This window comes from Streptomyces sp. NPDC045956, from assembly GCF_056430705.1.
The window spans coordinates 345780-369065 of the sequence record NZ_JBWKKZ010000007.1 but is presented as its reverse complement, the minus strand read 5'-3'; the positions used below and the strand labels follow the sequence as shown (position 1 = coordinate 369065).

Annotated in this window: 25 protein-coding genes and 2 tRNA genes; 11 read left to right on the top strand and 16 right to left on the bottom strand. The window is 71.8% G+C overall.

Annotated elements, in window-relative coordinates; genetic code table 11:
* Window positions 1–18 precede the first annotated feature (18 nt).
* Both AC07FV_RS20920 and AC07FV_RS20915 read left to right on the top strand, forming a co-directional pair.
* Complete coding sequence (locus AC07FV_RS20920; RefSeq protein ID WP_479088866.1) at window positions 19–747, top strand: DUF3566 domain-containing protein; 729 nt, start codon at window positions 19–21, stop codon at window positions 745–747.
* A 100-nt stretch (window positions 748–847) separates the two neighbouring features.
* Window positions 848–924, top strand: a tRNA-Ile gene (locus AC07FV_RS20915).
* 55 nt (window positions 925–979) lie between these two features.
* Here the strand turns inward: AC07FV_RS20915 and AC07FV_RS20910 are convergent.
* The 11 genes from AC07FV_RS20910 to AC07FV_RS20860 form a co-directional block, all read right to left on the bottom strand.
* A complete protein-coding gene (locus AC07FV_RS20910; RefSeq protein WP_479088865.1) occupies window positions 980–2137 on the bottom strand; it encodes a tyrosine-type recombinase/integrase in 1158 nt (385 codons plus the stop codon).
* The gene (locus AC07FV_RS20905; protein ID WP_365700156.1) at window positions 2137–2325 is read right to left on the bottom strand and encodes a helix-turn-helix domain-containing protein; all 189 of its coding nucleotides are present in this window, start codon (window positions 2323–2325) and stop codon (window positions 2137–2139) included. Before AC07FV_RS20905 ends, AC07FV_RS20910 begins: the two co-directional genes overlap by 1 nt.
* Window positions 2322–3713, bottom strand: coding sequence for a replication initiator protein RepSA (gene repSA, locus AC07FV_RS20900; RefSeq protein ID WP_479088864.1), 1392 nt, complete (start codon window positions 3711–3713; stop codon window positions 2322–2324). The genes AC07FV_RS20905 and repSA overlap by 4 nt, the downstream gene beginning before the upstream one ends.
* A complete protein-coding gene (locus AC07FV_RS20895; RefSeq protein WP_479088863.1) occupies window positions 3710–3880 on the bottom strand; it encodes a hypothetical protein in 171 nt (56 codons plus the stop codon). Before AC07FV_RS20895 ends, repSA begins: the two co-directional genes overlap by 4 nt.
* A 5-nt stretch (window positions 3881–3885) precedes the next feature.
* Entirely contained in the window at window positions 3886–4065 is a 180-nt protein-coding gene (locus AC07FV_RS20890; RefSeq protein ID WP_479088862.1) for a hypothetical protein, read from the bottom strand.
* A 91-nt stretch (window positions 4066–4156) separates the two neighbouring features.
* On the bottom strand, window positions 4157–4453 hold the full coding sequence (locus AC07FV_RS20885) for a hypothetical protein (protein WP_479088861.1): 297 nt from the start codon (window positions 4451–4453) through the stop codon (window positions 4157–4159).
* A 13-nt stretch (window positions 4454–4466) separates the two neighbouring features.
* The gene (locus AC07FV_RS20880) at window positions 4467–4649 is read right to left on the bottom strand and encodes a mobile element transfer protein (protein ID WP_479088860.1); all 183 of its coding nucleotides are present in this window, start codon (window positions 4647–4649) and stop codon (window positions 4467–4469) included.
* Between the two features lie 15 nt (window positions 4650–4664).
* Window positions 4665–5324, bottom strand: a complete 660-nt coding sequence (locus AC07FV_RS20875) for a DUF2637 domain-containing protein (protein ID WP_479088859.1) — start codon at window positions 5322–5324, stop codon at window positions 4665–4667.
* A gap of 24 nt (window positions 5325–5348) precedes the next feature.
* Window positions 5349–5522, bottom strand: coding sequence for a hypothetical protein (locus AC07FV_RS20870; RefSeq protein ID WP_479088858.1), 174 nt, complete (start codon window positions 5520–5522; stop codon window positions 5349–5351).
* Window positions 5523–5542: 20 nt separating this feature from the next.
* Window positions 5543–6880: an FtsK/SpoIIIE domain-containing protein gene (locus AC07FV_RS20865; RefSeq protein ID WP_479088857.1), complete on the bottom strand. Its 1338-nt coding sequence runs from the start codon at window positions 6878–6880 to the stop codon at window positions 5543–5545.
* A 2-nt stretch (window positions 6881–6882) separates the two neighbouring features.
* Window positions 6883–7212, bottom strand: a complete 330-nt coding sequence (locus AC07FV_RS20860; RefSeq protein ID WP_479018486.1) for an SCO3933 family regulatory protein — start codon at window positions 7210–7212, stop codon at window positions 6883–6885.
* A 137-nt stretch (window positions 7213–7349) separates the two neighbouring features.
* Between AC07FV_RS20860 and AC07FV_RS20855 the strand changes: the two genes are divergently transcribed.
* The 3 genes from AC07FV_RS20855 (at window position 7350) to AC07FV_RS20845 (ending at window position 9701) form a co-directional block, all read left to right on the top strand.
* Window positions 7350–8132: a GntR family transcriptional regulator gene (locus tag AC07FV_RS20855; RefSeq protein WP_479088856.1), complete on the top strand. Its 783-nt coding sequence runs from the start codon at window positions 7350–7352 to the stop codon at window positions 8130–8132.
* A gap of 2 nt (window positions 8133–8134) precedes the next feature.
* Window positions 8135–8647 carry an N-acetyltransferase family protein gene (locus AC07FV_RS20850; RefSeq protein ID WP_479088855.1) on the top strand — a complete coding sequence of 171 codons (513 nt, stop codon included), beginning with the start codon at window positions 8135–8137 and terminating at the stop codon, window positions 8645–8647.
* An 814-nt stretch (window positions 8648–9461) separates the two neighbouring features.
* Complete coding sequence (locus AC07FV_RS20845; RefSeq protein ID WP_479088854.1) at window positions 9462–9701, top strand: hypothetical protein; 240 nt, start codon at window positions 9462–9464, stop codon at window positions 9699–9701.
* Window positions 9702–9919: 218 nt separating this feature from the next.
* Here the strand turns inward: AC07FV_RS20845 and AC07FV_RS20840 are convergent, their stop codons facing one another.
* Complete coding sequence (locus tag AC07FV_RS20840; protein WP_479088853.1) at window positions 9920–14002, bottom strand: nSTAND1 domain-containing NTPase; 4083 nt, start codon at window positions 14000–14002, stop codon at window positions 9920–9922.
* 748 nt (window positions 14003–14750) lie between these two features.
* Between AC07FV_RS20840 and AC07FV_RS20835 the strand changes: the two genes are divergently transcribed.
* On the top strand, window positions 14751–14945 hold the full coding sequence (locus AC07FV_RS20835; protein WP_479088852.1) for a ferredoxin: 195 nt from the start codon (window positions 14751–14753) through the stop codon (window positions 14943–14945).
* 20 nt (window positions 14946–14965) lie between these two features.
* Complete coding sequence (locus tag AC07FV_RS20830; RefSeq protein WP_479088851.1) at window positions 14966–15883, top strand: FkbM family methyltransferase; 918 nt, start codon at window positions 14966–14968, stop codon at window positions 15881–15883.
* Window positions 15884–15913: 30 nt separating this feature from the next.
* Here AC07FV_RS20830 and AC07FV_RS20825 read toward each other — a convergent pair whose 3' ends face one another.
* Window positions 15914–16702: a glycosyltransferase family 2 protein gene (locus tag AC07FV_RS20825; RefSeq protein ID WP_479088850.1), complete on the bottom strand. Its 789-nt coding sequence runs from the start codon at window positions 16700–16702 to the stop codon at window positions 15914–15916.
* A gap of 400 nt (window positions 16703–17102) precedes the next feature.
* Window positions 17103–17462 (bottom strand): DUF6344 domain-containing protein, encoded by a 360-nt coding sequence (locus AC07FV_RS20820; protein ID WP_479088849.1) that lies wholly within the window; start codon window positions 17460–17462, stop codon window positions 17103–17105.
* Between the two features lie 339 nt (window positions 17463–17801).
* Between AC07FV_RS20820 and AC07FV_RS20815 the strand changes: the two genes are divergently transcribed.
* Both AC07FV_RS20815 and AC07FV_RS20810 read left to right on the top strand, forming a co-directional pair.
* The gene (locus tag AC07FV_RS20815) at window positions 17802–17930 is read left to right on the top strand and encodes a DLW-39 family protein (protein WP_003999697.1); all 129 of its coding nucleotides are present in this window, start codon (window positions 17802–17804) and stop codon (window positions 17928–17930) included.
* Between the two features lie 166 nt (window positions 17931–18096).
* Window positions 18097–19458 carry a hypothetical protein gene (locus tag AC07FV_RS20810; RefSeq protein ID WP_479088848.1) on the top strand — a complete coding sequence of 454 codons (1362 nt, stop codon included), beginning with the start codon at window positions 18097–18099 and terminating at the stop codon, window positions 19456–19458.
* 13 nt (window positions 19459–19471) lie between these two features.
* On the opposite strand, the gene AC07FV_RS20805 is transcribed toward AC07FV_RS20810, so the two are convergent.
* Both AC07FV_RS20805 and AC07FV_RS20800 read right to left on the bottom strand, forming a co-directional pair.
* Window positions 19472–21100 carry a serine/threonine-protein kinase gene (locus AC07FV_RS20805; RefSeq protein ID WP_479088847.1) on the bottom strand — a complete coding sequence of 543 codons (1629 nt, stop codon included), beginning with the start codon at window positions 21098–21100 and terminating at the stop codon, window positions 19472–19474.
* A 72-nt stretch (window positions 21101–21172) separates the two neighbouring features.
* Window positions 21173–21721, bottom strand: a complete 549-nt coding sequence (locus tag AC07FV_RS20800; RefSeq protein ID WP_383642540.1) for a helix-turn-helix domain-containing protein — start codon at window positions 21719–21721, stop codon at window positions 21173–21175.
* A gap of 179 nt (window positions 21722–21900) precedes the next feature.
* On the opposite strand from AC07FV_RS20800, the gene AC07FV_RS20795 reads away from it, so the two are divergent.
* Window positions 21901–21973 (top strand) — tRNA-Ala (locus tag AC07FV_RS20795).
* A 394-nt stretch (window positions 21974–22367) separates the two neighbouring features.
* The gene (locus AC07FV_RS20790; protein WP_383642537.1) at window positions 22368–23144 is read left to right on the top strand and encodes an isoprenyl transferase; all 777 of its coding nucleotides are present in this window, start codon (window positions 22368–22370) and stop codon (window positions 23142–23144) included.
* Window positions 23145–23286 lie beyond the last annotated feature (142 nt).

Here is a 23286-nt window from a genome sequence, read left to right as displayed (position 1 = left end):
CACGAGGAGAGAGTCATCGTGAGCGGAGCCACGGGCGCCGGGTCGGCCGGTACCTCCAGGGGTACGGAAACGGGCGGCGGCGGCCGTGGCTCCGCCGCGCGTGCGGCCGATCCGCACACCACGCAGCTGCGCAAGATCGACGACGGCACGACCGATTCGCACTCGGCGAGCCCGTCCACAACGCATGGATCCCAGGGGGGAACTGTGACGGACACCCGAGGCCAGCAGACTCAAGCGGCGGCCTCGCCGCTGCCGGGAGAGCGGCAGCCCCAACAGCCCGGCGGGCCGTACCACCCGCCGCAGGCCTACCAGACGCAGGGCGGCAACGCGACCGCCGCCGTGCGCCGCCCCCGCACCGGCGCCCGCACCACGCCCCGCGTGCGCAAGGCGCGGCTGCGGGTCTCGAAGGCGGACCCGTGGTCGGTGATGAAGGTCAGCTTCCTGCTCTCCATCGCGCTCGGCATCTGCACGATCGTCGCGTCCGCCGTCCTGTGGATGGTGATGGACGCCATGGGCGTCTTCTCGACCGTCGGCGGCACGATCTCCGAGGCGACCGGCTCGAACGAGTCCAACGGCTTCGACCTGCAGTCCTTCCTGTCGCTGCCCAACGTGCTGCTGTTCGCGACGGTCATCGCGGTCATCGACGTCGTCCTCGCCACCGCCCTGGCCACGCTGGGCGCGTTCATCTACAACCTGTCCGCCGGCTTCGTCGGCGGGGTGGAGCTGACGCTCGCCGAGGACGAGTGACCGTCCCTCCAGGGTCCCGCGCCAACCGATTTTGGGACTGCCCGCCTCGTGCGCTAATCTTCAGGAGTCAGCGCGCGGGACATACACCGCAGAGCGCGGCGGGGCTATAGCTCAGTTGGTTAGAGCGCATCCCTGATAAGGATGAGGCCACAGGTTCAAATCCTGTTAGCCCCACCAGCGAAAAGACCCCCAGTCGGTACCGGCTGGGGGTCTTTGACATCCACGGCTGACATCAGCCGATGAGTGGATCTTCCAGAAGCTCGGCCAGCATGCCCACCGCTTCGCGCTCACTGTCGCCCACGACGTGCGTGTACACATCCATGGTCATGCTGATCTGGCTGTGCCGGAGGATCGCCTGAGCGACCTTGGGGTGGACCTTCAGGAAGGCCAGCAGCGTCCCGCAGGTGTGGCGGGCCAGGCGGACCGTGATCCGGCGGACGCCGGCGCGCTTGACGAGCCGATCGAAGGTGCGGGAGAAGCCCACCGGGTCGATCATGCCGCCGTGCTCCGAGGAGAAGATCAGGTCATGATCCGGCTCCTGCGACCAGTGCTCACCGGCGATCTTCCCTTCCAGCGCTTGCAGCTCCCGGCGCTCATCCAGGACTCGGGCGCAGAACTCGGGGAGCGGGAGCACGGCCTGTGAGGACTCCGTCTTGAGGTCCTTGAGGACCAGGCCGACGCCCTTGACGCGCTGCACCTGCTTGACCGGGGTGAAGCGGCCGGCCTCGAAGTCGATGTCCTGCCAGCGCAGCCCAAGCACTTCACTACGGCGGAGCCCCAGGACCAGGACGAGGACGCAGGCCGCGTAGAGCCGGTGGGCACGGACCGAGCGCAGGAACGCGATAGCCTCCCGGGCGTTCCACGCCGTACCCCTGTCCTTGCTGACCTTGGGCATGTCGACGAGAAGCGCGACGTTCCGCGTGATCAGCTCCTCGCGCATGGCCCGGTTGAGGGCGTTGCGGAGAACCCGCAGGACCTCGAAGCGGGCCGAGGCGCCGACCTTTTCCTGGGTCAGGGCCGCCATGAAGACGCGGATCTGCGCCGGGGTGAGCTTGACCAGCGGTTTCCTGCCGAGATGGGGCAGCAGATACAGCCGCACCTTGGACTCGTACTTCACGTACGTGTTGTGCTCGCGCTCCGGAGCGACGATGTGCTCCAGCCAGTACGCCAGCCACTCCCCGAGCGTCCAGGAGCGGGAGGGCACGGGGATGCCGTTGCGTTCCTGGTCCTGGAGCTTGCCCAGCTTCTCGTTCGCTTCGTCCCACGTCCGGCCGTACACGTACTTCCGCACACGGTTGCCGTCCGTGTCGGTCACGTACGCGGCACCCTGGTACCGGCCATCGGACCGCTTCGTGATTGTGCCGCCACCGTTGGGCCGACGCTTCGCCATCAGGCAGCCTCCCCGATCTGGCCGGCGATGAAGTCGCGGACCGCGTGGTCGGGGATACGACGGCACCCGTCGACCTTGATGGACACGAGGCGGTGGGTGCGAATCAGGTCGTAGACCTTGGTCCGGCCCACCTTAAGCCGCGCCATGACCTCGGGCACGGTCAGCAGTTCCGGGACAGCGGTGGTCATGTAGCGGCTCCTTCCAGGTCGAGCAGGGCGGGTAGTTCCTCGCGGGCGGTTTCGCGGTTGTGCTGGATGTCGCGGCGAATGTTGGCGGCGAGCCAGGATTCGCCGGGGGTGTGGCCGTGGCCGGCGTAGGTCCAGTGGGCGAGGGTGAGCGTGGTGGCTTCCTCGTCGTCGGGGTCGGGCAGGCCGAGGGCGGCGCGTTGCTGGGCTGCGCGGTAGTCGGCGCGGGTCTGGCGTAGTTCGCCGAGGGTGGTGGAGTAGCGGCGGGACTTGGTGGAGAAGTGGCCGCGGAAGCCGAGCATGTGGGCCCAGTCGCGGAGCTTGCGGTCCGGGTAGAGCGCGTGGAGGTCGAGGCACGCGGCGATGAGCCGGGCCGGGTGGTCGGGCACGCCGAGCAGGACGAGCGCCTCCTTGTTGCCGATGCGGCGGTCAACGGTGCCGGTGGTCTCGGCCGCTTTCGTGGCGTACTTGGCGACGTAGGAGGCGACCGCCTGTTCGGTGATCTCCTGACCCTCGCCGAAGGCCCGGATGGGGCGCACGTCGAGCTGTGTGCCCCAGCGCAGGGTGCGGGCGGGCTGGTCCCCGGCGGGGTCTACGTCGACTTCCACGCGGGCGGCAGCGGCATGGATCGCGTCGGTGAGCAGGTCGAGGGTGGCCCACGCCGGCGGAGGGTCGTCCGGGCCGCCGGGTCCGTCGAAGCGGATCACGGCATGGAAGTGCACGGCGCCGCGCTTCTGGTACTCGGCGACCTTCCCGAAGGACACCCGGGACTGCTCCTTCGCAGCTTTCTGGGTGAGGCCGGCGCGCTTGGCGATCTCACGGCGCAGGTAGATCGTGAAGTAGCGCCACAGCTCGGAGGCGTGGTTATTCCACAGCACCGCGCCGGCGTAGTCGTAGGTGTCGGGGTCGAGCGGGGTCCCAAGCTCGGGGGCGTCCTCGGTGTGACGGGTGCCGCAGCGGCAGGGCCGGTTGCCGGGCCGGTTGTGGACTGGGCCGAAGGAGGGGGCGGTGAGGGTGGCGAACACCCGCGGGTGGTCTCGGATCGTCTCGGGGGTGCCTTTGGCGGGGTCGCCGACGAGGCCGGCGCGGATGAGGTGGTAGGTGTCGCCGGCGTAGGTCCAGGCGCAGGCGGGGCAGCGGGAGGCCCGTCGGTTGCCGCAGGCGAGGCGGAGCCGGCCGCCGGGCTCGGTGTCGGTCGAGTAGGAGTGCAGCACCTTGCCCGTGGTGGCTTCGCGGGTGACGGTCGAGCCCTGGAGGTGGATGGGGTCGGAGCAGCCGCCGGTGCGGCGGATCTGGTCCTGGATGCGGTCGAAGCCGGTGGACCCGGCCAGCCTCAGCACGTCGGCGAGGGTGGCCGGGTCCAGGCCCGCCGCGGCGGGGGCGTTCGTCACGCGTCGTCCTCCGTCACGGTGTGGCGGTCGATCCAGTCCTCGGCGCAGACCTTGTGCACGGGCTTGCCGCGGTCGGAGCGCAGCGGGGTCGGCTTGTCGCAGAGGACGCACGGCTTGTCCCCGCTGGAGTCGAAGTGCTTGGCAGAGCGCCAGTCGAGGAGAGCCACGGCGATCACCGACCCGTCCGGGCGAGGGCCGCGGGGGCGGTGTGGCCGGTGCCCTTGCAGGCCGGGCAGGTGATCCGGAGGGTGGCGCGGGAGCCGTCGGCGTGGCGGGCGCCGGTGGTGATGGCGGCGGTGGCGAAGCCGTCGCAGTCGCGGCAGACGCGCGTGTTCGAGGCGTGCTGGGGCATGATGAGGCTTCCCTTTCGGGTCCGTTGGATCTGGATGGGCGAGCCGTCCGGGGCGGCAGCTACTTGGCGGTTGAGGCCGCCCCGGCCGGTGCTACGTGCGCTTGCGGGTCTTGTGCTTGGACGTGCGGTTGATCGTGTACGTGAGGCCGCCCGTGGCCGACAGGACCGCAACGGCGGCGCCAGCGAGGACCTGGACGACGAAGGCGACCACCAGCAGCACCGCGACCGACCCCGTGAGGACGACGAGCGTCAGGACGATCGGGCCCTTGTAGGAGCGGGGGGCCTGTTGGACGATCACGACGCGTCGCATGTCGGTGCCGGTCGGGATCTGCCGGTAGAGGTCGGCGGGGATGTGTCCGGCGCGGATCTGGTCCTCGGGCAACTGCATGGCGTGCCTCCTTTCAGGTGCAGCGGTGGGTGCGGGCGGCGAGTTCGGCCGCCGAGCGGTCACGGTGCTCGGTGGAGAAGCCGCACTTCGGGGCGGTACAGGCGGCAGAGTGCTTGGTCTGACCGCGGCCGTTGTTGAACGTGCCGACCTGGACCGGGCCGATTCGGATCACGTCGTAGAAGCGGTTCGGGCGCACGCGGGTCACCTCCTTTCAGGCGAGTTGGGCGACGATCGCGCCGGCGAGGTCTTCCGGGACGCCGAGGCGAGCACGCAGGGTGTCCGTGTCGATGTCCGATCCGGTGCGGGTGCGGTGCTCGGTAGCGACCTTCCGGGCGTGATCGACCAGCGCCGGCGGCACCGCGGGAGCTGGAGCCGGGGCTTGAGGCAGTGCCGGGGCAGGCTCCGGCGTCGGGATCTCCGGGGCGGCAAGCGGCTCCGGGGTCGGTTCGGGCGCCGCGGAGACGATCGATGCGGGCCGGGGCGCAGGCTCCGGATCTGGTGCGGGGGTCGGGCCGGTGGGGGTGTGGGCGAGGAGGGTGCCGCCGAGGAAGGCCAGGGCGGGCCAGCCGGCGACGAGGATGCGCAGCCAGGCCGGAACGTGGTCGAGGTCGAGGAGTCCAGCGGTGGCGATGTTCGCGCCGAGGGAGGCGACCAGGGCGACCAGGAACCAGAACCAGGCCAGTTTCGAGCGTTCGGTGCGCAGCCGTCGCCACACCGCGACCAAGAGCAGGTCGACGGAGACCGGGTAGGCCCAGGCTTTCCAGCCGGTCTGTCCGGCCGCTTCGGCAAGGTCGTGCAGGTGGGCGAAGGACAGAGCCCCGGCGATCACGGCTTGGATGAGTACGGCGTCGATGCGGATCGAGCGGAACACGGGCTCTTCACCTCCCCTCTGGGGTTAGTCGTCGGCGGGGATCTCGCCGGCGCCGAAGCAGTTCAGGCACATGCCGGTTTGCTGGCCGACCGTCCTGCGCTGGCGTCCGACGCGGACGGGTCGGGAGACCTCACCCGTGCCCTTGCAGGGCGGACACGGTACGGTCGTGGGCTTGGCGGGCTTGCGACGCGGAGCCATGAGCGATCCCCCTTCGGGGGTCAGGTCTGCGGGGTGACGAGCGGGGGTGTGGTGGGCATCGGCGGCACCACCTGCCGGGCCGGGGGCCGGAACGGGGCCAGGAAGGGCAGATCCGGGGTCAGGTGGGCGAAGTCCCGGCACACGGCGGCTGCTTCGGCCGGCGTGGTCTCGGGGGTACGGATGCGGGACCAGCCACCGGAGGTGTCACCGGCCACCGCGACACCGGGACGATCAGCCCGGATCGACGTCGCCGCCATCACCGCGTCCGGCGCGATGTCGCCCAGGCCCATTTCGGCGGTCTGCTTGTCGTTGACGCGGTGCACCACACGCCCGGTGAGCTGGGCCCGCAGGGCGGTGGCACCCCTGCCGAGGTCGGAGCCGAAGCGCTGCCCGCAGACCTCCAGGTAGATGCCGACCGCGCGCGCCATCTGCCCGAGGCGCACGAGCTGCATGACCGTCCGGTCCCGGGCCGCCTCGTCCTTCTTCGAGGTGACGAAGAACAGCTCTGCCACCTCATCGATCAGGACGACCAGCGGCACCGGACGCAGCTTGGCCGGCAGGTCCCACACGTCCGAGACCCCGTAGAGCGCGAGGAGATCGAAGCGCTCCCCCATCTCCAGGACCAGCGCGTCTATCAGCCGCCCGGCCATGTCCGGGTCCGTCGCCAGCGCGGACAGGCGAGGCGCGTAGCGACTCTGCTCGACACCGCGCTTACAGTCGATGCCGACCAGACCGACCGGCAGCTTCGCGAGGCCTTTGATCAGGTTGCGCTGGTAGACGGACTTGCCGGACTGGTTCGCGCCGAGTGTCAGCGCCATGGGAACCGCCCGGTAGTCCCGCTCGAACACCGTCCCGTCCTCCCGCAGGGCCACCGGAACCGTGAGACCACGGGGCTGTGCGGAGCGCGGGAGGCGGACCCGGCGAAGGACGTCGTAGCCCGTCATCCGCAGTTCCACATAGCCGGGCCGGGTCTCGGACACGGTGACCGACTGGACGCCGAAGGCGTGGCGCAGCCGCTCACAGGAGGCGGCGACGTCGGCGGGCTCCAGGCCGGCCGGGAGGCGCAGGGTGATGCGCAGCCCGGTCGAGGAGGGGCGCACGCGGCGGACTTTCGGCGGCACGGGCCGGACTTCGCGGCGGGCCAGGTTGCGGGTCATGAACGCCCGCAGCCCGGACGGCTGCACCGTCAGGCCGCACACCTCCATCGTGGACCGGTAGGAGAAGGTGAACCGGCCCCAGGTGAGCGGCAGGCCCACCGTCGACCAGTACACGCGCGGCGCCCGGTGCTTGGCGTAGCCGAGACCGCCGGCACCGGCCAGGGCGCCCGTGGCCTCCAGTAACAGCGTCAGGTCGCTCATGGTCAGGCCGCCGCAGTGATCGCGACCGCGCGGAACGAGATCCCGTGGCGCTTCTGGCCGTTGAACTCGTTCTCCCAGTCACGGGCCTTGAGGCCGACCACCCGCACCGGCATACCCGGGGCCAGACCCTCGGGGTAGCCGGTCTCGGGGATGGTGACCTGGTAGAGGTTGCCCTCTCCCTCGTCGGAGACGAGCAGGCCCACGGTCGACAGGCCCGCACCGGTGTCCCGGTCCACGGCCCGCTCACCGGTCTTCTTGTTGGCCATCTTCGGCTCCGGCGCGGTCGCCACGAACACGATGGCGGTCGAGAGGTCGATCTTGAAGGACGGCATGCGTCACTCCCTAAGTCGGAGGGCGCGCATCTACTGTGCGCCCAACTGGCTTGAGCCACTTACTGGCTTAAGCCAGTTGACCACACGGGCCGAAGAGGGTCAAGCATCTGGCTTGAGCCAGTTGCTAAAGTGGTCGCATGACCCCGTCCGGCGCCTCGGCCCAACAGCCCCCGAGCAGGCGCATCGCCGATGACCTACGCCGCCAGATCGAGACCGGAGCACTCCGCAGCGGCGCCAAGCTGCCGTCCGAGAGGAAGCTCGCCGATCAGTACGGTGCGGCACGCAACACCGCACGTGAGGCTGTGCGCCTGCTGGCGGAGCAAGGACTTGTCACTGCCAAGCACGGCAGCGGTGTGTTTGTCCGGACGCCGCAACGGCTGTTCCGCTTCGGCAGTGACCGCTACTCGCTCAAGAACCGGGAGACGGGGCTGACTCCGTTCCGCCTAGAGGCGAAGCGGCAGGGCAAAGTGGCGCGGATCGAGGTCCCGTCCATCGCGAGGGAGAAGCCGCCGGCGGACGTGGCCGACCGCCTGGGGGTGGCGACCGACGCCGACAGCGTGGTCCACCGGGAGAACCACTACTTCGCCGATGATGAGCCAGTGCAGATTGTTTCCACGTATCTGCGGTGGGACGAGGCGCAGGGGACCTTGCTCATGCAGCCCAAGACCGGCAAGGACGGCATCTACGGGCGGCTCGAAGAGCTTGGGCACGTTATGACGCGCGTTCGGGACGAAATCAGCGCTCGAATGCCGACCCCGGAGGAGGCCGCGGTCCTGGAGCTGTTGCCAGGGGTACCGGTGCTCGAAGTCCTGCACACCAGCCTGGATCAGAACGACATCCCCTTCGAGGTGTCGCGGTATGTCCATCGCGCCGACCAGACCGGATTGCTCTACGAACTCCCTGTCGAGCAGGAGGACTGATCTTGGAATCCGTAATCGTTCGTCCGTTCGCCGACGACGACCTGACGGGCGCCGCAGAGGCGCTAGTCGAGGTTCACGAGACGGATGGCTACCCGGTGGAGGGTGTCGACGACCCCGAGGCGTGGATCAAGTCTGAAGACGTCTTGGCGGCATGGATCGCGGAGAACGGTGGGCGGATCGTCGGACACGTGGCGGTGATGAAACCGCAGGGGGAAGCAGCCGCAGACCTTTGGGTCAAGCAGAGTGGCGACGACATGGACCACGTCGGCGTGCTGGCACGTCTGTTTGTGGTGCATTCGGCAAGGAAGAAAGCCGTCGGCCGACAGCTCATGGAGGCCGCTGTAGCCCACGCTCGCGACCACGGACTTCGCCTAGTCCTCGATGTCATGGTGAAGGACGCATCCGCTATCCGCCTGTACGAACGCCTCGGCTGGCGAAAGATCGGCGAGACCATCCATCACTTCGGCAATGGCGAGGCCATCCCTGCCGTGTGCTACGTCTCTCCGAGCGCCTGAACAGAGCTGTTACAGGTTTCTCTACCTCATCAAGGGCCCGCGCGAGGCGCGGGCAGGCCCCCTTGGGCCGACCCCTCTGCGCCTTCGGCGCCGGGGCCGGCCCATGGGGCCGCAGCGAAGCAACGGCCCGAGGGTAGAGACCGCATAGCGTGCGACGGTCAAAGACGATGCCTCCGGCGGGGGATCGGCCGGCACCGGGATGGAGGGGGCGCCGTTGCCGACCGCGGGCACGTTGGGGCGTGCGTGGGGTGCTCCCATCCCGTACACCATCGACCCAGGCAGAGCCGAGCAGGCGCGGCCCAGGGGCGTCAAGGTCGTTCGTACAGTGGCGCGCTCCACCTTGACGCCCCTGAACCACGCCTGCTCCACGGTGTGTGGGTCGACGGCGTACGGGATGGGAGCTGGGGGAAGTGGTGGGAGCCGGTAAGGCACAGCCTGCGAAGGCCGTGAATTGAGTGACCTTAGTCACTCTATTTACAAGGGGTTTGCCCAATAAAGTCCGATGTGACATGAGGTTATCGCACGCGGTGCACACGTCGATTGTCAGTGGCGTGTGATAAGCGGCTGCGTTCTTGCTGGTCAGCGAGCTAGCGTGCGCGTGCTCAACTTCGCTTGAGTCTGCCCGAGTTAGTGATGGGCGGTGCGCCCTGTTCGACAAGGAGACTTGATGGCGAACGGCACCTACTGTCGGAGCCGTGCCATACCGTTAGAGCAACAACACCGAAGGACGCGCCCGCCTTTGGTAGAGGATCCGGGCGCGCCCTTCTGATAACCGAGGAGGACTATGCCCATCCCGGGTCTCGGTGGACTGTCGGTGCTTGACACCCACCTGCTTGCAACTCTCGCACGAGGGACTGACAGCCGCAAGAAAATCATGCTCTCGTTGGCTGTTGGGCTGGCATGTGTGATCAACGGTGACACGATGACCGGCGTTCTGCGACAAGCCACTTGGCTAGTGATCGCGGTGATCGCTTTGCTCATCGTTCAGACGGTTGCTGGACACCTTCCGCAGCCTCGTGTCAAGCCCGCTCAGGCGCCTGACATCAACGGCTGACACCAACAGCCGCGTACGGACGCGGATCGGGGCGCACGGCAGCGGCCAGTGTCTAGTGGTCGAACAGCTGAACATCGAGTTTGCTCGGGTGCCCCGATCGACCTGATAAGGATGAGGCCACAGGTTCAAATCCTGTTAGCCCCACCAGCATGAAGGCCCCCAGTCGATACGGCTGGGGGCCTTCGGCATGCAGGGGGGCGGCCGGGGGACGGGGGCGTTCAGTGGTCGCACGGTTGCTCGTAGGAGAGGCGTGGCAGGTGTTCGTGCCACTTCTCCTCGGTGAGTACGCCCCGGGTGGAGGAGCAGATGCGGTCGATGGCGTCGTCCACGTCCAGGTTCCACAGCCGTACGGTGTCCGTGCCGCTGGAGATGCCGAGCATGTGGCTCAGGGGGCTGAAGGCCAGGAAGGTGCCCGTCTGGGCGTTGGGGCTCATCGACTCCCCGATGGGGGCGGCCTCGGCGGGCGTGCCGACGTCCCAGAGCCGGACGGTGTTGTCGTTGGCGCCGCTGACCAGGGTGTCGCCGTCCTTGCTGAACGTCAGTGACACCACCGAGTCGGTGTGGCCGGAGAGGGTGGAGTCGGGCCGGGGCGCGCCGGAGGGGTCGGTGGTGTTCCAGAGCCGGACCGTGCCGTCGTCGCTGCCGCTGGCCAGCGTACGGCCGTCGGGACTGTAGGCCAGGACGTTGACGGGACCGAGGTGGCCCGTGCGCGGGGAGCCGGGGCGGGCGGCGTGCGCGGGGTCGCCGACGTCCCAGAAGCGGACGGTGTCGTCGGCGCCGCCGCTGGCGAGGGTCCGCCCGTCCGGGCTGAAGGTGAGGGTGTTGACGTACCCCGTGTGGCCGGCGAGCGGCTTGCCGAGCGGGCGGGGGCGGGACGGGTCGGCCGTGTCCCACAACTGGATCGTGCGGTCGTCGTAGGCCGTGGCCAGCATGTCGCCGTCCGGGGCGAAGGCCAGGGTGTCGGGACCGGCGTAGCGCGTGCGCAGTGCCACGGGTGGGCCGTGCGCGGTGGGCCGGGCGGTGTCGGAGACGTCCCACAGCTGCATCGCGCGGCTGCCCGTCAGCACCGCGAGGGTGCCACCGTCCGGGGAGAACACCAGCGACCGCACGTCACCCTCCGCGGGACGGAAGGGGGCCCCCAGGGACCTGGGCCGGCCGGGGTCCGACACGTTCCACAGCCGGACCCGCCCGTCGCGCGCCGCCGTGGCCAGCACGTGGCCGTCCGGGCGGAACGCCCCGGTGCGGCCGGTCACGTCCGACGTCGGGATGGACCAGAGCCGGACCTTGCTGTCGCCGCTGCCGGTGGCGAGCGTGCGGCCGTCCGGACTGAAGCCCAGGGCGTACATCTCGCCGCTGCTTCCCGACAGGGGCACGCCGACCTGCGAGGGGTGGGCCGGGTCGCTGACGTTCCACAGGCGCGCCGTGCTGTCCGCGCTGCTCGAGGCGAGCGTGTCCCCGTCGGGGCTGAAGGCCACCGACCAGACGGGCCCGGTGTGGCCGGTCAGGGGGGAGCCGATGCGGGTGGCGTCGCGGGGGTCGGCCACGTTCCAGAGCCGGACGGTGTCGTCCGCGCTGCCGCTGGCCAGGGTGCGTCCGTCGGGGCTGAAGGCGACGGAGTGCACCAGGTCGGTGTGGCCGGTCAGGGGCCGGCCGACCGGTACGGCCGCGCGCGGGTCGGCCACGTCCCAGAGCCGGACGGTGTCGTCGTCGCCACCGGCCGCCAGGGTGCGTCCGTCGGGGCTGAACGCCACCGAGCGCACCGCCGCGGCGGGGCCGGTCAGCGTACCGAGCTTCTCGGGGCGGTCCGGGTCGGCCACGTCCCACAGGCGGACGGTGTGGTCGTCGTGGGCGGAGGCCAGGGTGTGTCCGTCCGGTCCGAAGGCGAGCAGGTAGACGGTGCCGCCGCGGCCGGGTACGGGGGCGCCGAGCGGGCGCGGGCGGCCGGGGTCGCTCACGTCCCACAGCCGGATGCTGCCGTCGTCCGAGGCGCTGGCCAGGGTGCGCCCGTCCGGGCTGAACACCGAGGCGCTCACCCAGCTGGTGTGGCCGGTGAGGGGAGCGCCCAGCGGTTCGGGGCGAGCGGCGTCCGACACGTCCCACAGCCGTACGGTCCGGTCGTAGCTGGCCGTCGCCAGGAGCCGGCCGTCGGGGCTGAAGGAGGTGAGGTAGACGGCGCCGGTGTGGCCGAGGAGCGGTGTGGCCAGCGGCGCGTTCACGATCGAGATCAACCGGTTCCGCACGTTCTCGTCGTCCGGCCGCAGGCGGTGCGCCGCCAGGTCGAGCTGGGCCGACAGCGAGGGGTCCGTGTACTGGACCTGGTCCGCCTCGGCGACCACCTGGCCGAAGACCGCGTCGTTGCGCTGCTGCCAGGCGATCACGGCGGAGCCGACCGCGAGCAGCGCCAGGACGACCAGCGACGCCACCGCGGCGCGGCTGATCAGGACGCCGCGCCGGCGCAGCCTGACCGCCGCGGCCAGGAACTCCACGGCGCTCCGGGTGAGGAAGGTGTCGCCCGCCGACTCCGCCCAGCCGCGGGCCTGCTCCAGGCGGGAGCCGCGGTAGAGCAGGGAGGAGTCCCGCTCCGACTCCTCCCAGGCCCGGCCGTCCTCCTCCAGCCGCTGGCGCAGCAGGTTGTCGGCCCGGCCCTCGTCGATCCAGTCGCGCAGCCTGGGCCAGGCGTGCAGCAGCGCCTCGTGGGTGATCTCCACGGTCTCCGCGTCGAGGGTCACCAGCCGGGCCCGGACCAGCGCTTCGAGCGACTCCTCGGTCTTGCCGGGGTCCCTGGACTCCTGGGCGAGCCGGCGCCGCGTGCCCCGCCTGCGGGTGGCCTGGGTGTCCTCGCTCACCCGGACCAGTCGCAGCAGGAGCAGTCGCGCGGCCGTGCGTGCGGCCGGGTCCAGGCCGGACCAGGCCCGCTCGGCGGTCGCCGCCACCGCTCCCTGGATGCCGCCGGCCGCGCGGTAGCCGGCCAGGGTCAGCCGGCCCGCCTTGCGCCGCTGCCAGGTCGCGAGCAGGGCGTGGGAGAGCAGCGGCAGGACGCCCGCGTCGTGGGCGCCGCGAGGGCTGTCGCTGCTGACCTCACGGACGATCAGTTCCGCCAGTCCGGGTTCGAGTTCCATGCCCACGGCCTTGGCCGGGCCGGTCACCGCCTCGCGCAGCTCCGTGGTGGTCAGCGGCCCGAGCACCATGTGCCGGTGCTGGAGCGCGTCGGCCAGTTCGGGGTAGCGCAGGCACTGCTCGTAGAAGTCGGCGCGCACGCCGAGGGCCACGAGCACGGGTGCCGGGTCCTCGGGGCCGCCGGGGGTGCAGGCGGCCTGGAGGAGCTGGACGAAGAGGCGCCGGTCCGACTCCTCGGCGCAGAGGGTGAAGATCTCCTCGAACTGGTCCACGATGACGACCGGACGCGCGGACGGCGACGACGCGCTGTCGCGGGCCCACACCGAGACGGCCTCCCGTGCCGCCCGCGCGAACTCCGGGGTGCCGGGCGGCGGCCCGTGTGCGGCCGGGGCCCGGGCCGGCCGGTCCGGTGCGGTGCGGCGCACTGCCGCGCCCTGTGCCGAGGCCTCCTCCGTCGCGGCCACGACGGACGCGAGCCCGGGTATCCGGCGGGTCAGCTCACCGAGCGGATCACCACCCGGGACGAGCTGGAGCACCTCCCTGCGTGGGCCGGTCCCCCCGTCCAGCGCGCCGTCGCGCACGGCGGGCACCAGTCCGGCGTTCAGCAGCGAGGACTTCCCCGCGCCCGAGGCGCCCACGAGCATGACCAGGCCGCCCGTGGCCTCGGTGGCGCGGAGCTGGGTGACGAGGGCGTGCGTGCTCCGCTCCCGACCGAAGAACCAGCCGGCGTCCTCCTGCCGGTAGGCGGCCAGCCCGCGGTAGGGGCAGACCCCGCCCGGGGCGGTGCCGGTGTCGGCCGCCGGGTGCTCCTCGTCCGGATCGGACGGCGCCGGGCGTTCGCCGGTCGGGTCGGCCACCGCCCGCTCCCACAGGCGCTGCCACTGGGCCAGGTCGTACAGGCCGGCGGAGACCGGCACCGGCCGTGCGCGCCGTGCCTGGGGTATGAGGACGTGCAGGACCGCCGCGAGGGCGGGGAACTGGGCCGGTACGTTCCTGGCCCGCCGCCAGTCGCTGATCCGCTGCGCGGACACCCGTACGGGGCGCCCGCGTTCGTCGACCCGCTGGAGCCGGACGACCGCTTCGGAGACGCGTTTGAGGGGAGGGTTGCCGGCCTCCGAGTACAGCAGTGCGAGACGTTCGGCGAAGGCCGTGCGTGCCCCTGAGTCGAAACCCAAGGCGTTCACTCCTCACTTCCTCCGCACTTGGACATCCGGACCGGAAAACTCACTCTATATGTCTGACCTGCGGTTACGTCATCGTTGCGGCACCACGGCCTCCTCTGCGGCGGCCTCGACTGGCAGGATCGCGTCGCAGTGGCGAGGCGGCCGCCCGGCGCCCGGACAGGTCAGCGGCCCAGCGCCCGGAGAGCCATCCGGTGCGGCCGCATGTTCTCGGTCAGCTTCGGTCGGCTTTCGTCTGCCCGGCCCCGTCCCGGTCCAATCCGCGCAGCACGCCGCCGGCATGGTCCGGCACCGGTCCCCACGAGGGGAGGGACCGGTGCCCGATCATGCCGGCGGGCGCCGGGGACCGTGACGGGCGGCGGCCGGTCCCCTGTGGACGGCTCCCTGTGGACGGCTGCCTGTGGACGGCTGCCGTGCGGGCGGGGCGGCGGATCACGTGCCGGGCCTCGACCGTGAACCGCCGGGCGCCGCCTCACGCACCGACGCGTCGACGCACCGCAGGCAGGCACGGCCGGCCGCACCGCAGGCGGGCACGGTCGGACGCACCGCAGGCGGGCACGGTCGCCCGCACCGCAGGCGGGCACGGCCGGCCGCACCGCAGGCGGGCACGGTCGGACGCACCGCAGGCGGCCGCGGTCACGCGCGCGGGGCCGGCCGGTTCAACGCGGGTGCGCGCGTCGCGGGTTCAGGGCGCCGGTCCGCGGGCAGGCACGTGCTGAAGGTTCCGCCGCCGACCGCCGCTGGAGTACGTATGAGGATCTCCGTCGACCCCGAGCAGTGCTACGGCTCCGGAGACTGCGTGCACCGGGCCCCGACCGTCTTCACCCAGGTGGACGGGTTGGGTGCCGTGATACCGGGCCGTGAGCACGACGTCGACGCGCCGCGGGTGCGGGAGGCGGCCGAGGGGTGCCCGGCCGCCGCGATCACCGTGACGGGGACGGACTGAGGAGCGCGGGAGGACCGGGGATGCGCGCGCCGGAGGCTCTGGTGACCCTCGGCAGCCGCTACGTGCGCGGCGCGCCCGGAGAATGGGGCAAGGCGGCGCTCGCCGCCCGCTGGCTGAACCCCCGGCTGCGCGACCACCCGCGCCGACGGGTCGTCAGGGTCCGTTCCGGCGACCTGTTCGCCGTGGACACCCAGGACCTCATCCAGCGGTACCTGTACCTGTTCGGCGTCTGGGAGCCGCACATGACGGCCTGGCTGCGGCGCCGGCTGCGGCCGGGGGACACCTTCGTCGACGTGGGGGCCAACATCGGGGTGTTCAGCGTCCTGGCCGCCCGACTCGTCGGCGACGAGGGCCGGGTGGTCGCGATCGAGGCCTCCCCCGACTTCCACCACCGGCTGGTGCGGCACGGCCGGCTCAACGGCCGCGGGAACATCCGCGCGGTCAACGCCGCCGTGTCGGACAGCCGTCGGACGCTGACCTTCGTGCTCGCCAGCTCGCGCAACATGGGCGCGAACAGCATCGTCCCCTACGACGGCCCGGCGGAGTCGACCTTCGCGATCGAGGCCCGGCCGCTGCCGGAACTCCTCGACCCGGCCGAGATCGCGCACGCCCGGGTGATCAAGATCGACGTCGAGGGCGCGGAGGGGAGCGTCGTCCGCGGGATGGTGCCCATGCTCGGTGCCCTGCGACCCGACGCGGAGATCGGCGTCGAGGTGACGCCCGAGCGGATGGCACGGCTCGGGGACTCCATCGAGGAACTGCTGGCGGTGATGCGCGACGCGGGTTTCCACGTGTACCGGATGGCCAACGACTACGCGCCCGGCAGCTACCCCTCGGCCCTGAGCGGTGCGCCCGGCGTGCCGGTCCGTCTGCGCGGGCCCGTGACCGGGGAGAGCGACCTGATCTTCTCGCGGGTGGACGCCGAGACGCTCCCCTGAACCACCGGTCCGTTCACCTCTCCGCGCGGTTCAGGGACGCTCGCGCGGGCCGCCGGCTCCCGGCGGGAAGCTCCATCCGGAGGAGGCCAGCGCCAGCGCCCTGGCCTCCACGACCGCCATCCGGGCAGCCCGCTCGGCGGGATCCACGTGGGACGCCTGACCGGTGACCTGTCCCTGCCACTTGCGGTAGAGGAGGCCGACCTCGGTGGAGAACCAGCCCCTGCTGACGCAGTTGAGCGCCAGCAGCAGGCCGGTGTCCTCCGACGCGGGCAGGGCCATCCAGCCGCCGAGCGCGAGCAGCAGGTCGCGCCGTACCAGGAGGGTCGCCGGGTGGACCTGGGAGCGGAAGTCGTTCGCTTTCCAGTGGTCGAGCACCGCGCCGGGCTCGATCGGCCCGTGCTCCGGATCCCCCGGGAAACCGGCCGTCGAGCCGTCCGGCAGCAGGTCCAGGGCCCGGGAGGTGGCCCACCCGAGGGACGGGTCGGCCTCCAGAGCGGCCAGGTCCCGGGCCAGGGAGCCAGGGGTGAGCTGGTCGTCGGCGTCCAGGATCTTCACGTACTCGCCGTCCGCGTGGGACAGGGCGAGGGTGCGGGCGACTCCGGGGCCGCCCTGGCGTCCCGGCCGTCCCTGCCGGAAGACGACGCGCGGGTCGTCGGGCACGTGGGGCCGTACGTCGTCCGTGCGCCCGTCCTCCTGGATGACCCAGCGCCAGTCCCATCCGGCGGGCAACTCCTGTGCGCACAGGGACGCGTGGGCCTCGGAGAGGAAGGGGGCCGAGGGGCCGTGGACGGCCGTGACGATGACGACGTGCCTGCTCACGCCGGCCCTCACCACCTCTCCGTCGTCGGGCTGGGTCCCGATGCGGCTACAGGCTACGGCTCCCCGGGTGCGCCGACGGGAAGGGGCCCGGCGCACCGGGAAGGCGGCCGCGGCCGCATCCGCGCCGGGGGGCGACGAGTGGAGCGGTCCTCGCGCCGGGGGGCGACGAGTGGAGCGGTCCTCGCCCCGGGGGGCGACGAGTGGAGCGGTCCTCGCGCCGGGGAGCGACCAGTGGAGCCGCCCTCGCGCCGGGGAGCGACGACCGCGGCGCCCCCGCACACGGCGGCGGCCCGGCTGCTCTGTCGAGCGGCCGGGCCGTTTCTCGCGTGCGGTGCTGTACGCAGATCGCCGTGACGTCGGTGTCGGGGGCGCGCCGGGGTCCGGGCGCGCGCGGGGGCGCTCAGCGCTGGAGGGGTGCGGTGTGCTGGGCCGGGGACTCGGCCGTGTCGTCGTCGCACAGGAGGCCGGTGGCCGAGGCGGCGTCGCCGAGCGGACGGTGGCGGCAGCTGGGCGCCTTGCCGTGGGCCTCGGCGCGGATGCGCTGTTTCATCGTGGGGGGCAGGGAGCCGGTACGTGACCCGGACCAGGGGGCCGCCGCCGCGGGGGCCGCCTCGGGGGAGGCGCTCTCGCTGTTGCTGTGCGTTCGGGTCTGCGGTACGGCCGCCGAGGCGGTCGTCGTGATGAGTCCGAGCGCCGTGCACAGCGCGAGGAAGGCGGTGACGATGGTGGTCCACAGCGTCATGACCTTGTTCCGGGCCATAACCCCTCACTTTCGGGTTGGGCGATTTGCGTACTTTCCTCATGATGTGTACGCGGACCGCGAAGTGGTGGACCTCCACACGTGGCGCGGCGATGTTCAGATGAACACCACCCGGATGGCCGCAAGGGGTCGGAAAAGGTCCCCAGACGGGAGGGATGGGGGCAAATAGTCACCCTCCGTGGAGGTGTGATCACCCTCCGATCGGAACGGTTTCGTCCGTCCGTATAGGGCCCCGGGGGTGGGAAGTTGGCCGTCGGCACAGGTCACCGATCGGTATCGGCCGGTGTGTATAGTCGGGCGCCAGAGGTCCCCTACGTCAAGGAAAGACGAGGTCGCGCGGTGAAGAAGCTTCTCCTGGTCGCACTGGCCGCCATCGGCGGGCTCCTCGTGTACCGCCAGATCCAGGCGGATCGCGCCGAGCAGGATCTGTGGACGGAGGCGACTGACTCCGTGCCCACGGGTTCGTGAGTACGACCGACATCCGGTTCTGAGCAGACCCCGGCCGCCCTGCGGTCGGGGTTTTGTGTTGCCCGGATTCCGTGCGGGGGCGCGGAGGCAGGGGGTCGCGCGGCAGGATGGGCCGGGGTCCGGTCCGGACGGCGGCGGCGGTGCCGGTGAGCACGAGGGGTGGCGGATGGTGGGACGGTGGTGTACGGCGCGGCGCCGTGCCGGGTCGGGGAGGGCCCGGCGCCATGTGCCACCGGCCGTGCGTCGGGTGCCGGGACCGGTGCGGTCGGGCGCCCTGACCGCCGTACTGGCCACGACCGCCGCCCTGCTCGGTGGTCCGGCCCTCGCGGCCGACGCGCCCGCCGACTACGCCTTCGCCGGGGACGCCCGGCGGATCGAGGGCGCGAACGGCACCGCGGACGCCGCCGCGCTGGAGCCCGGCGCCACGTACCGCAGCTCCCTGCCGAGAAACGGTGTCCTCTTCTACCGCGTCGAACTCGACGCCTCCTCCGACACCTACATATCCGTCACCGCCGTACCCGGCTCGGCCGGGGAGGTCACGGCCGTGGACGGCATCCGCGTCCGGCTGCGGGACGCCGAGGGCAACTCCTGCTCCACCGACACCGCCACCTTCGGCGCCGCCCACAGTCCCCGCCCGGTCACCGCCTGGAGCAGGCGCGAGATCACCCCCGGCGCGACCCGCTGCCAGGAGTCCGGCACCTACTGGGTCACCGTCGAGCGGACCAGGCCCCAGGACTCCCCGCCCCGGGCCTGGGACCTGGAACTGGCCGCCGTCACCGAACCGCGCCCCGCGGCGGCCGACACGCCCACCACACCCGCGCCCTGGGACTCCGCCACACCCGAGCCCCTCGCCGGTGAGCCGCAACGCCGTCCGGCCGGCCGGGGGTTCGCCCACGCCACCCCGGTCGGGCAGGGAGTGTGGCGCGACGACATCCGACCGGGACAGACCCTCTTCTACGAGGTGCCGGTCGACTGGGGCCGCCGCGTGCACGCGACCGCCGAACTCGACGGCTCCGGCGACACTTCCGGCTACGCCACCGGCGCCCTGCACCTGGCCCTGCACAACCCGGTGCGCGGCGAGGTCGACGACGCCGCCAAGGGGTACGCCGGCCGCCCGACGACCGTCGGTCTCGCTCCGCTGCCTCCGGTGGACCACGCCAACCGGTACTCCGCCGACGGGCAGGTCGCCGGAATGCGCTTCGCCGGCGCGTACTACCTCGTGGTGCACCTCGCGGCGCAGGTCGCCGACGACTTCGGCGAGGGTCCCTTCGGGCTGACCCTGCGGGTGCGGCTCAGCGGGGCGGGGCGGGCCGGGCCGCAGTACACGGGGGAGTCCCGGCCCAAGGGCGTCTTCGAGGTCTCGGCCCAGGACCGGGTGGCAGCCCCGGAGGACGGGACCGTGGAAGGCGGGGCCGCGGACGGCGACGACCGCGCCATGCAGGCGGTCGCCGCGGGCGGGATCGGCACCGGCAGTCTGCTGCTCGTCGGCCTGGGCGTGTGGACGGCGGTGGCCCGGCGCAGGGCCTAGCGGACCCCCGTCCTCAGAGGCGGCTCAGCGCCCAGAAGCCCACGGCGTAGCAGGCCAGCGCGAGAAGCAGGAGCGGGACCGCGACCCTGGCCGGAGGCCCGGGCCGGCGCCGCCGCCGACGACGCGCGCGGTGCTGCGCGGGAGGGGGCCCCTGCGGGGTCCGGGCGGTGTACGACGCGGTCGGCGAGTCGGTGCGCTGCGGCGCGGACGGCGTCCTGGCCGACGCGGGAGGTGGCGGGTACGCGGCGGCCCCGTACCGCGGCCCGTCGTGAGCGGCCGACGGCGGTGCCGGGGGCTGGGGGTGGAGGGGAGAGTGGGGCGGCTGGGGCCTGGGGGCGGGTGGCGACGGGGAGGTGACGGTCGCCTGCGGGGGCGGCAGGCGGAAACTGCCGGTCTCCGACATGGCGGCGGGCCGCGCGGCCCCACCGGAGGATGCCGACGGCGCATCGCCGGGGGCGGGGGGCGACAGACCGGGGGTGAGGGGGCTTTCCGCCGGGACGGGCGGAGTGCGGCCCGGGGCGGCGTCGGTGCCCGTCGGCGCCGAGCCCGTCGGCGCGTGCTCCGGCAGCGGTGGCGTGCCGTTCGGGGGTGCCGGTGGCCGGTCGAGGGTGGGTGGGGTGCCGTTCGCCGGTGCCGGTGGCCGGCCCGGGGACGACATGGTGTGGCCCGGGGGCGAGGGGGTGCCGGCCGGGGCCGTCGCCCGGGCCGGGGCGGAGATCCGCCGTGGGTCCGTCGGGGTGGTGTCCACGCCGGACGCCCGTACGAGTGGCCCGGCGAGGCCGAACCCCGTTGGCAGCGGCCCGACTTGGTCGAAGATCTCGATCAGCTCGTCGTCGGGCCCGGGTTCCGGCAGCAGCTCCGCGGCGGAGGCCAACGCCTTGCGCGCGCCGGTCGCCGTGCGGAACCTCGCCTCCGGGTCCGGCTGGACCAGCGTCGCGACGACCTGCCACAGCGGCTCGGGGATGCCCTGCGGCGCGGGCGGCGTCCCGTGCTCGGCGAAATACTGCACCAGCGCCTTGGCGTCCGGCTTGGCCCCCTCCAGCAGGTACAGGGCGACCAGGCCCACGGCGAACAGGTCGGCGGGGAAGTCCGGCTCCGCCCCCATCAGCTGCTCCGGCGCGAGGTAACCGGGCGTCCCCACCACGAGGTTCGTCTCCGTCAGCCGGGGCTCCCCCAGCCGCATCGCGATCCCGAAGTCGGAGAGCCGCAACCGGGGCCGGCCCGTTCCGGTGGCCTCCAGCAGCAGGTTGGCGGGCTTGATGTCCCGGTGCACGACGCCCTCTCCGTGGACCGCCGCCAGTCCCGCCAGGAGCTGGTCGAGCAGGGTGCACACGAACCCGGTCGGCAGCGGACCGTAGTCCCCGACCAGGTGGACGAGGGATCCCCCCGTGACCAGGTCCATGGTGAACAGGACCTGGTCGTCGTCGGCGGCCCAGCTGGCGGGCGCGAGGACATGGGGGTGATCGATACGCAGGGCCTGCTCGCGTACGAACCGCAGCAGGGCGTGCGCGTCCCGCTGCTGGAGCACCTTGGCGGCCACGTAGCGTCGGCGGCGATGGTCCCAGGCACGCCAGACGGCACCGACCCCGCCGCGACCGATCGGGTCGACCAGCTCGTACCGTCCGGCGAAGACCTCACCCATGACCGTGCGTCGCTCCTCCCCTGGCGCCACTTCGGCGCCCGGCCACCGCCCCCTCGGCAGCCGGGCCCGCGATCAGTTCTGGTGGGACTGGTAGTGCGCCACCGCGTCCGAGGTGCGGCCGGCGCCGTACACCCGGAGGAACTCCGCCAGCTCCGGGTGGGTGGGGGAGAGCGCGTCCGCCGCGTCGATGATGTCCCCGGCCGCCGCCACCGAACGCAGCAGCGACTGGATCTCGCGCACCACGCGCTTGACCGTGGGAGCGCCCGAACTGTTCGTCGTGTGCGTGGTGTTGCTCAGCACCGAGCCCCCCTGCGACTTCTTGATCTCGTCCATGCGCTCCGTGGCCTCGGCCGCGCTCACGCTGCCGTCCGCGACCTGACCCGCCAGCTCCTGCAGCAGCTGTACCCGCTGGACCACCGCGGGATTGCCGATCTTCGCCCGCTGGCCGCTCATGAGCTGCGACAGCATCGGCGCGGACAGCCCCAGCACCCCCGCGAGACGGGCCTGGTTGAGACCAAGATCGTCGATGAGCCTACGGAAGAGCGCCCCCAGCGGCTCCCCGTACCAGTTCCGCTGCAGTTCCCGCGCTCTTGCGGTGGCTTCCTGCTGTGCGGCGTCCATTGCGTCTCCCCATCGCTTCCCCAAGAACCGCAGTTCGCTCCAGCGAACCACGCCGAGCATCTTACGGAGCGTGGTTGTTCCCCGGGAGTCCCCATCATTTGTGAGATACGGGGGGCGACCCGGTACTCTTGTCTGCGGCGCCTGCCGGTATGTGGTTCCTCCGGCCGGAAGCCTCCTACGGGGCCTTAGCTCAGTTGGTAGAGCGCTGTCTTTGCATGGCAGATGTCAGGGGTTCGACTCCCCTAGGCTCCACACCTCAAGAGCCCGTCCGACCTGCGGAAACGCAAGTCAGGACGGGCTCTTCGCATCCACGGCGCAGCCCTGGGGCGGCCACGGCAGCCGCCCCGGCGCGGTCGCGGCGCCGCCACCGAGCAGCCGGTGGCGCGGCCGTCCCGTCACGCATCGTGTCCGCCGTACAACGACTCAATGAAGAAGGCCAGTTGATCGGGATGAACGACCGACCGCTCCCCGCGGCTCCCCGCGCGGGAGCCCACGAACGGACGCCGCTCGGCACCGGGGAGGCGCGGTCTGCTCTTGATATCGTCACCCCACAGGGCACCAGCGCCACACCCCTGCGGGGCGGTGCCACGTGGCTCATCGCCGTCGGAGCCGTCCGGTCGCTGCCGACGAGGTGGAAGGGGTAACCATGCGGGCGAAGGTACGGGCCGCTCTCGACAAGCTCTACATGAAGCGCCTGGTCAGGGAGTTGGAGGGACGCCCACGCCCCCAGCACATCGGCATCATGCTCGACGGGAACCGCCGCTGGGCCAAGATGTCGGGCATAGACGACCCGCGTGAGGGTTACCGGGCCGGCGGGGCCAAGGTGCTGGACTTCCTGCGCTGGTGCGACTCCGCGCAGATCGAGCACGTCACCCTGTTCATGCTCTCCGACGACAACCTCCACCGGCCCGAGGACCAGCTGAACCCGCTCATCGACATCATCGCGGAAGTCGTCGAGCGGCTGGCCGCGCCGGGGAACCCCTGGCCCGTCGAAGCGGTGGGTGCGCTGGACCTGCTGCCCGCGGAGTCCGCGAGCCGCCTGAAGACCGCCACCGCCGCGACCCAGGACCGCAAGGGCGGCACCAAGGTAGACGTCGCCGTGGGCTACGGAGGCCGTCGGGAGATCGTCGACGCCGTACGGTCCGCCCTGACCGAGCACAGTTCCCAGGGCGGGGACATCGACGAGTTCATCGAGACCTTCACCATGGAGCACATCTCCAAGCACCTGTACTCCAAGACGCGGTCCGAGTCCGACCTCATCATCCGTACGTCCGGCGAACAGCGCCTCTCCGGATTCCTGCTCTGGCAGTCCGCCTACGCCGAGGTCCACTTCTGTGAGACCTACTGGCCGGACTTCCGTGAGATCGACTTCCTGCGCGCCCTGCGTTCCTACTCCCTCCGTGAACGCCGCTACGGCCGCTGAGCGACGGTTTCACGTGAAACAACGCCTGTGAAACGACGCCGCGGGGGGGGGGAAACTTCAGGTTTCCCCCCCCCGGTGGTGGGGGCCAGGGCGGGGAGGGGGCAGGGGGGTTTTTCCCCCTCGTCCCCCTTTCCTTGGGCTT

Coding starts and splice junctions, on each gene's coding strand:
- AC07FV_RS20790 (WP_383642537.1), top strand. CDS start 22,368: ATGCGGGCGAAGGTACGGGCCGCTCTCGACAAGCTCTACATGAAGCGC.
- AC07FV_RS20865 (WP_479088857.1), bottom strand. CDS start 6,880: ATGAGCGACCTGACGCTGTTACTGGAGGCCACGGGCGCCCTGGCCGGT.
- AC07FV_RS20810 (WP_479088848.1), top strand. CDS start 18,097: ATGGTGGGACGGTGGTGTACGGCGCGGCGCCGTGCCGGGTCGGGGAGG.
- AC07FV_RS20860 (WP_479018486.1), bottom strand. CDS start 7,212: ATGCCGTCCTTCAAGATCGACCTCTCGACCGCCATCGTGTTCGTGGCG.
- AC07FV_RS20820 (WP_479088849.1), bottom strand. CDS start 17,462: ATGGCCCGGAACAAGGTCATGACGCTGTGGACCACCATCGTCACCGCC.
- AC07FV_RS20905 (WP_365700156.1), bottom strand. CDS start 2,325: ATGACCACCGCTGTCCCGGAACTGCTGACCGTGCCCGAGGTCATGGCG.
- AC07FV_RS20800 (WP_383642540.1), bottom strand. CDS start 21,721: ATGGACGCCGCACAGCAGGAAGCCACCGCAAGAGCGCGGGAACTGCAG.
- AC07FV_RS20855 (WP_479088856.1), top strand. CDS start 7,350: ATGACCCCGTCCGGCGCCTCGGCCCAACAGCCCCCGAGCAGGCGCATC.
- AC07FV_RS20835 (WP_479088852.1), top strand. CDS start 14,751: ATGAGGATCTCCGTCGACCCCGAGCAGTGCTACGGCTCCGGAGACTGC.
- AC07FV_RS20890 (WP_479088862.1), bottom strand. CDS start 4,065: ATGCCCCAGCACGCCTCGAACACGCGCGTCTGCCGCGACTGCGACGGC.
- AC07FV_RS20805 (WP_479088847.1), bottom strand. CDS start 21,100: ATGGGTGAGGTCTTCGCCGGACGGTACGAGCTGGTCGACCCGATCGGT.
- AC07FV_RS20885 (WP_479088861.1), bottom strand. CDS start 4,453: ATGCAGTTGCCCGAGGACCAGATCCGCGCCGGACACATCCCCGCCGAC.
- AC07FV_RS20830 (WP_479088851.1), top strand. CDS start 14,966: ATGCGCGCGCCGGAGGCTCTGGTGACCCTCGGCAGCCGCTACGTGCGC.
- AC07FV_RS20870 (WP_479088858.1), bottom strand. CDS start 5,522: ATGGCTCCGCGTCGCAAGCCCGCCAAGCCCACGACCGTACCGTGTCCG.
- AC07FV_RS20910 (WP_479088865.1), bottom strand. CDS start 2,137: ATGGCGAAGCGTCGGCCCAACGGTGGCGGCACAATCACGAAGCGGTCC.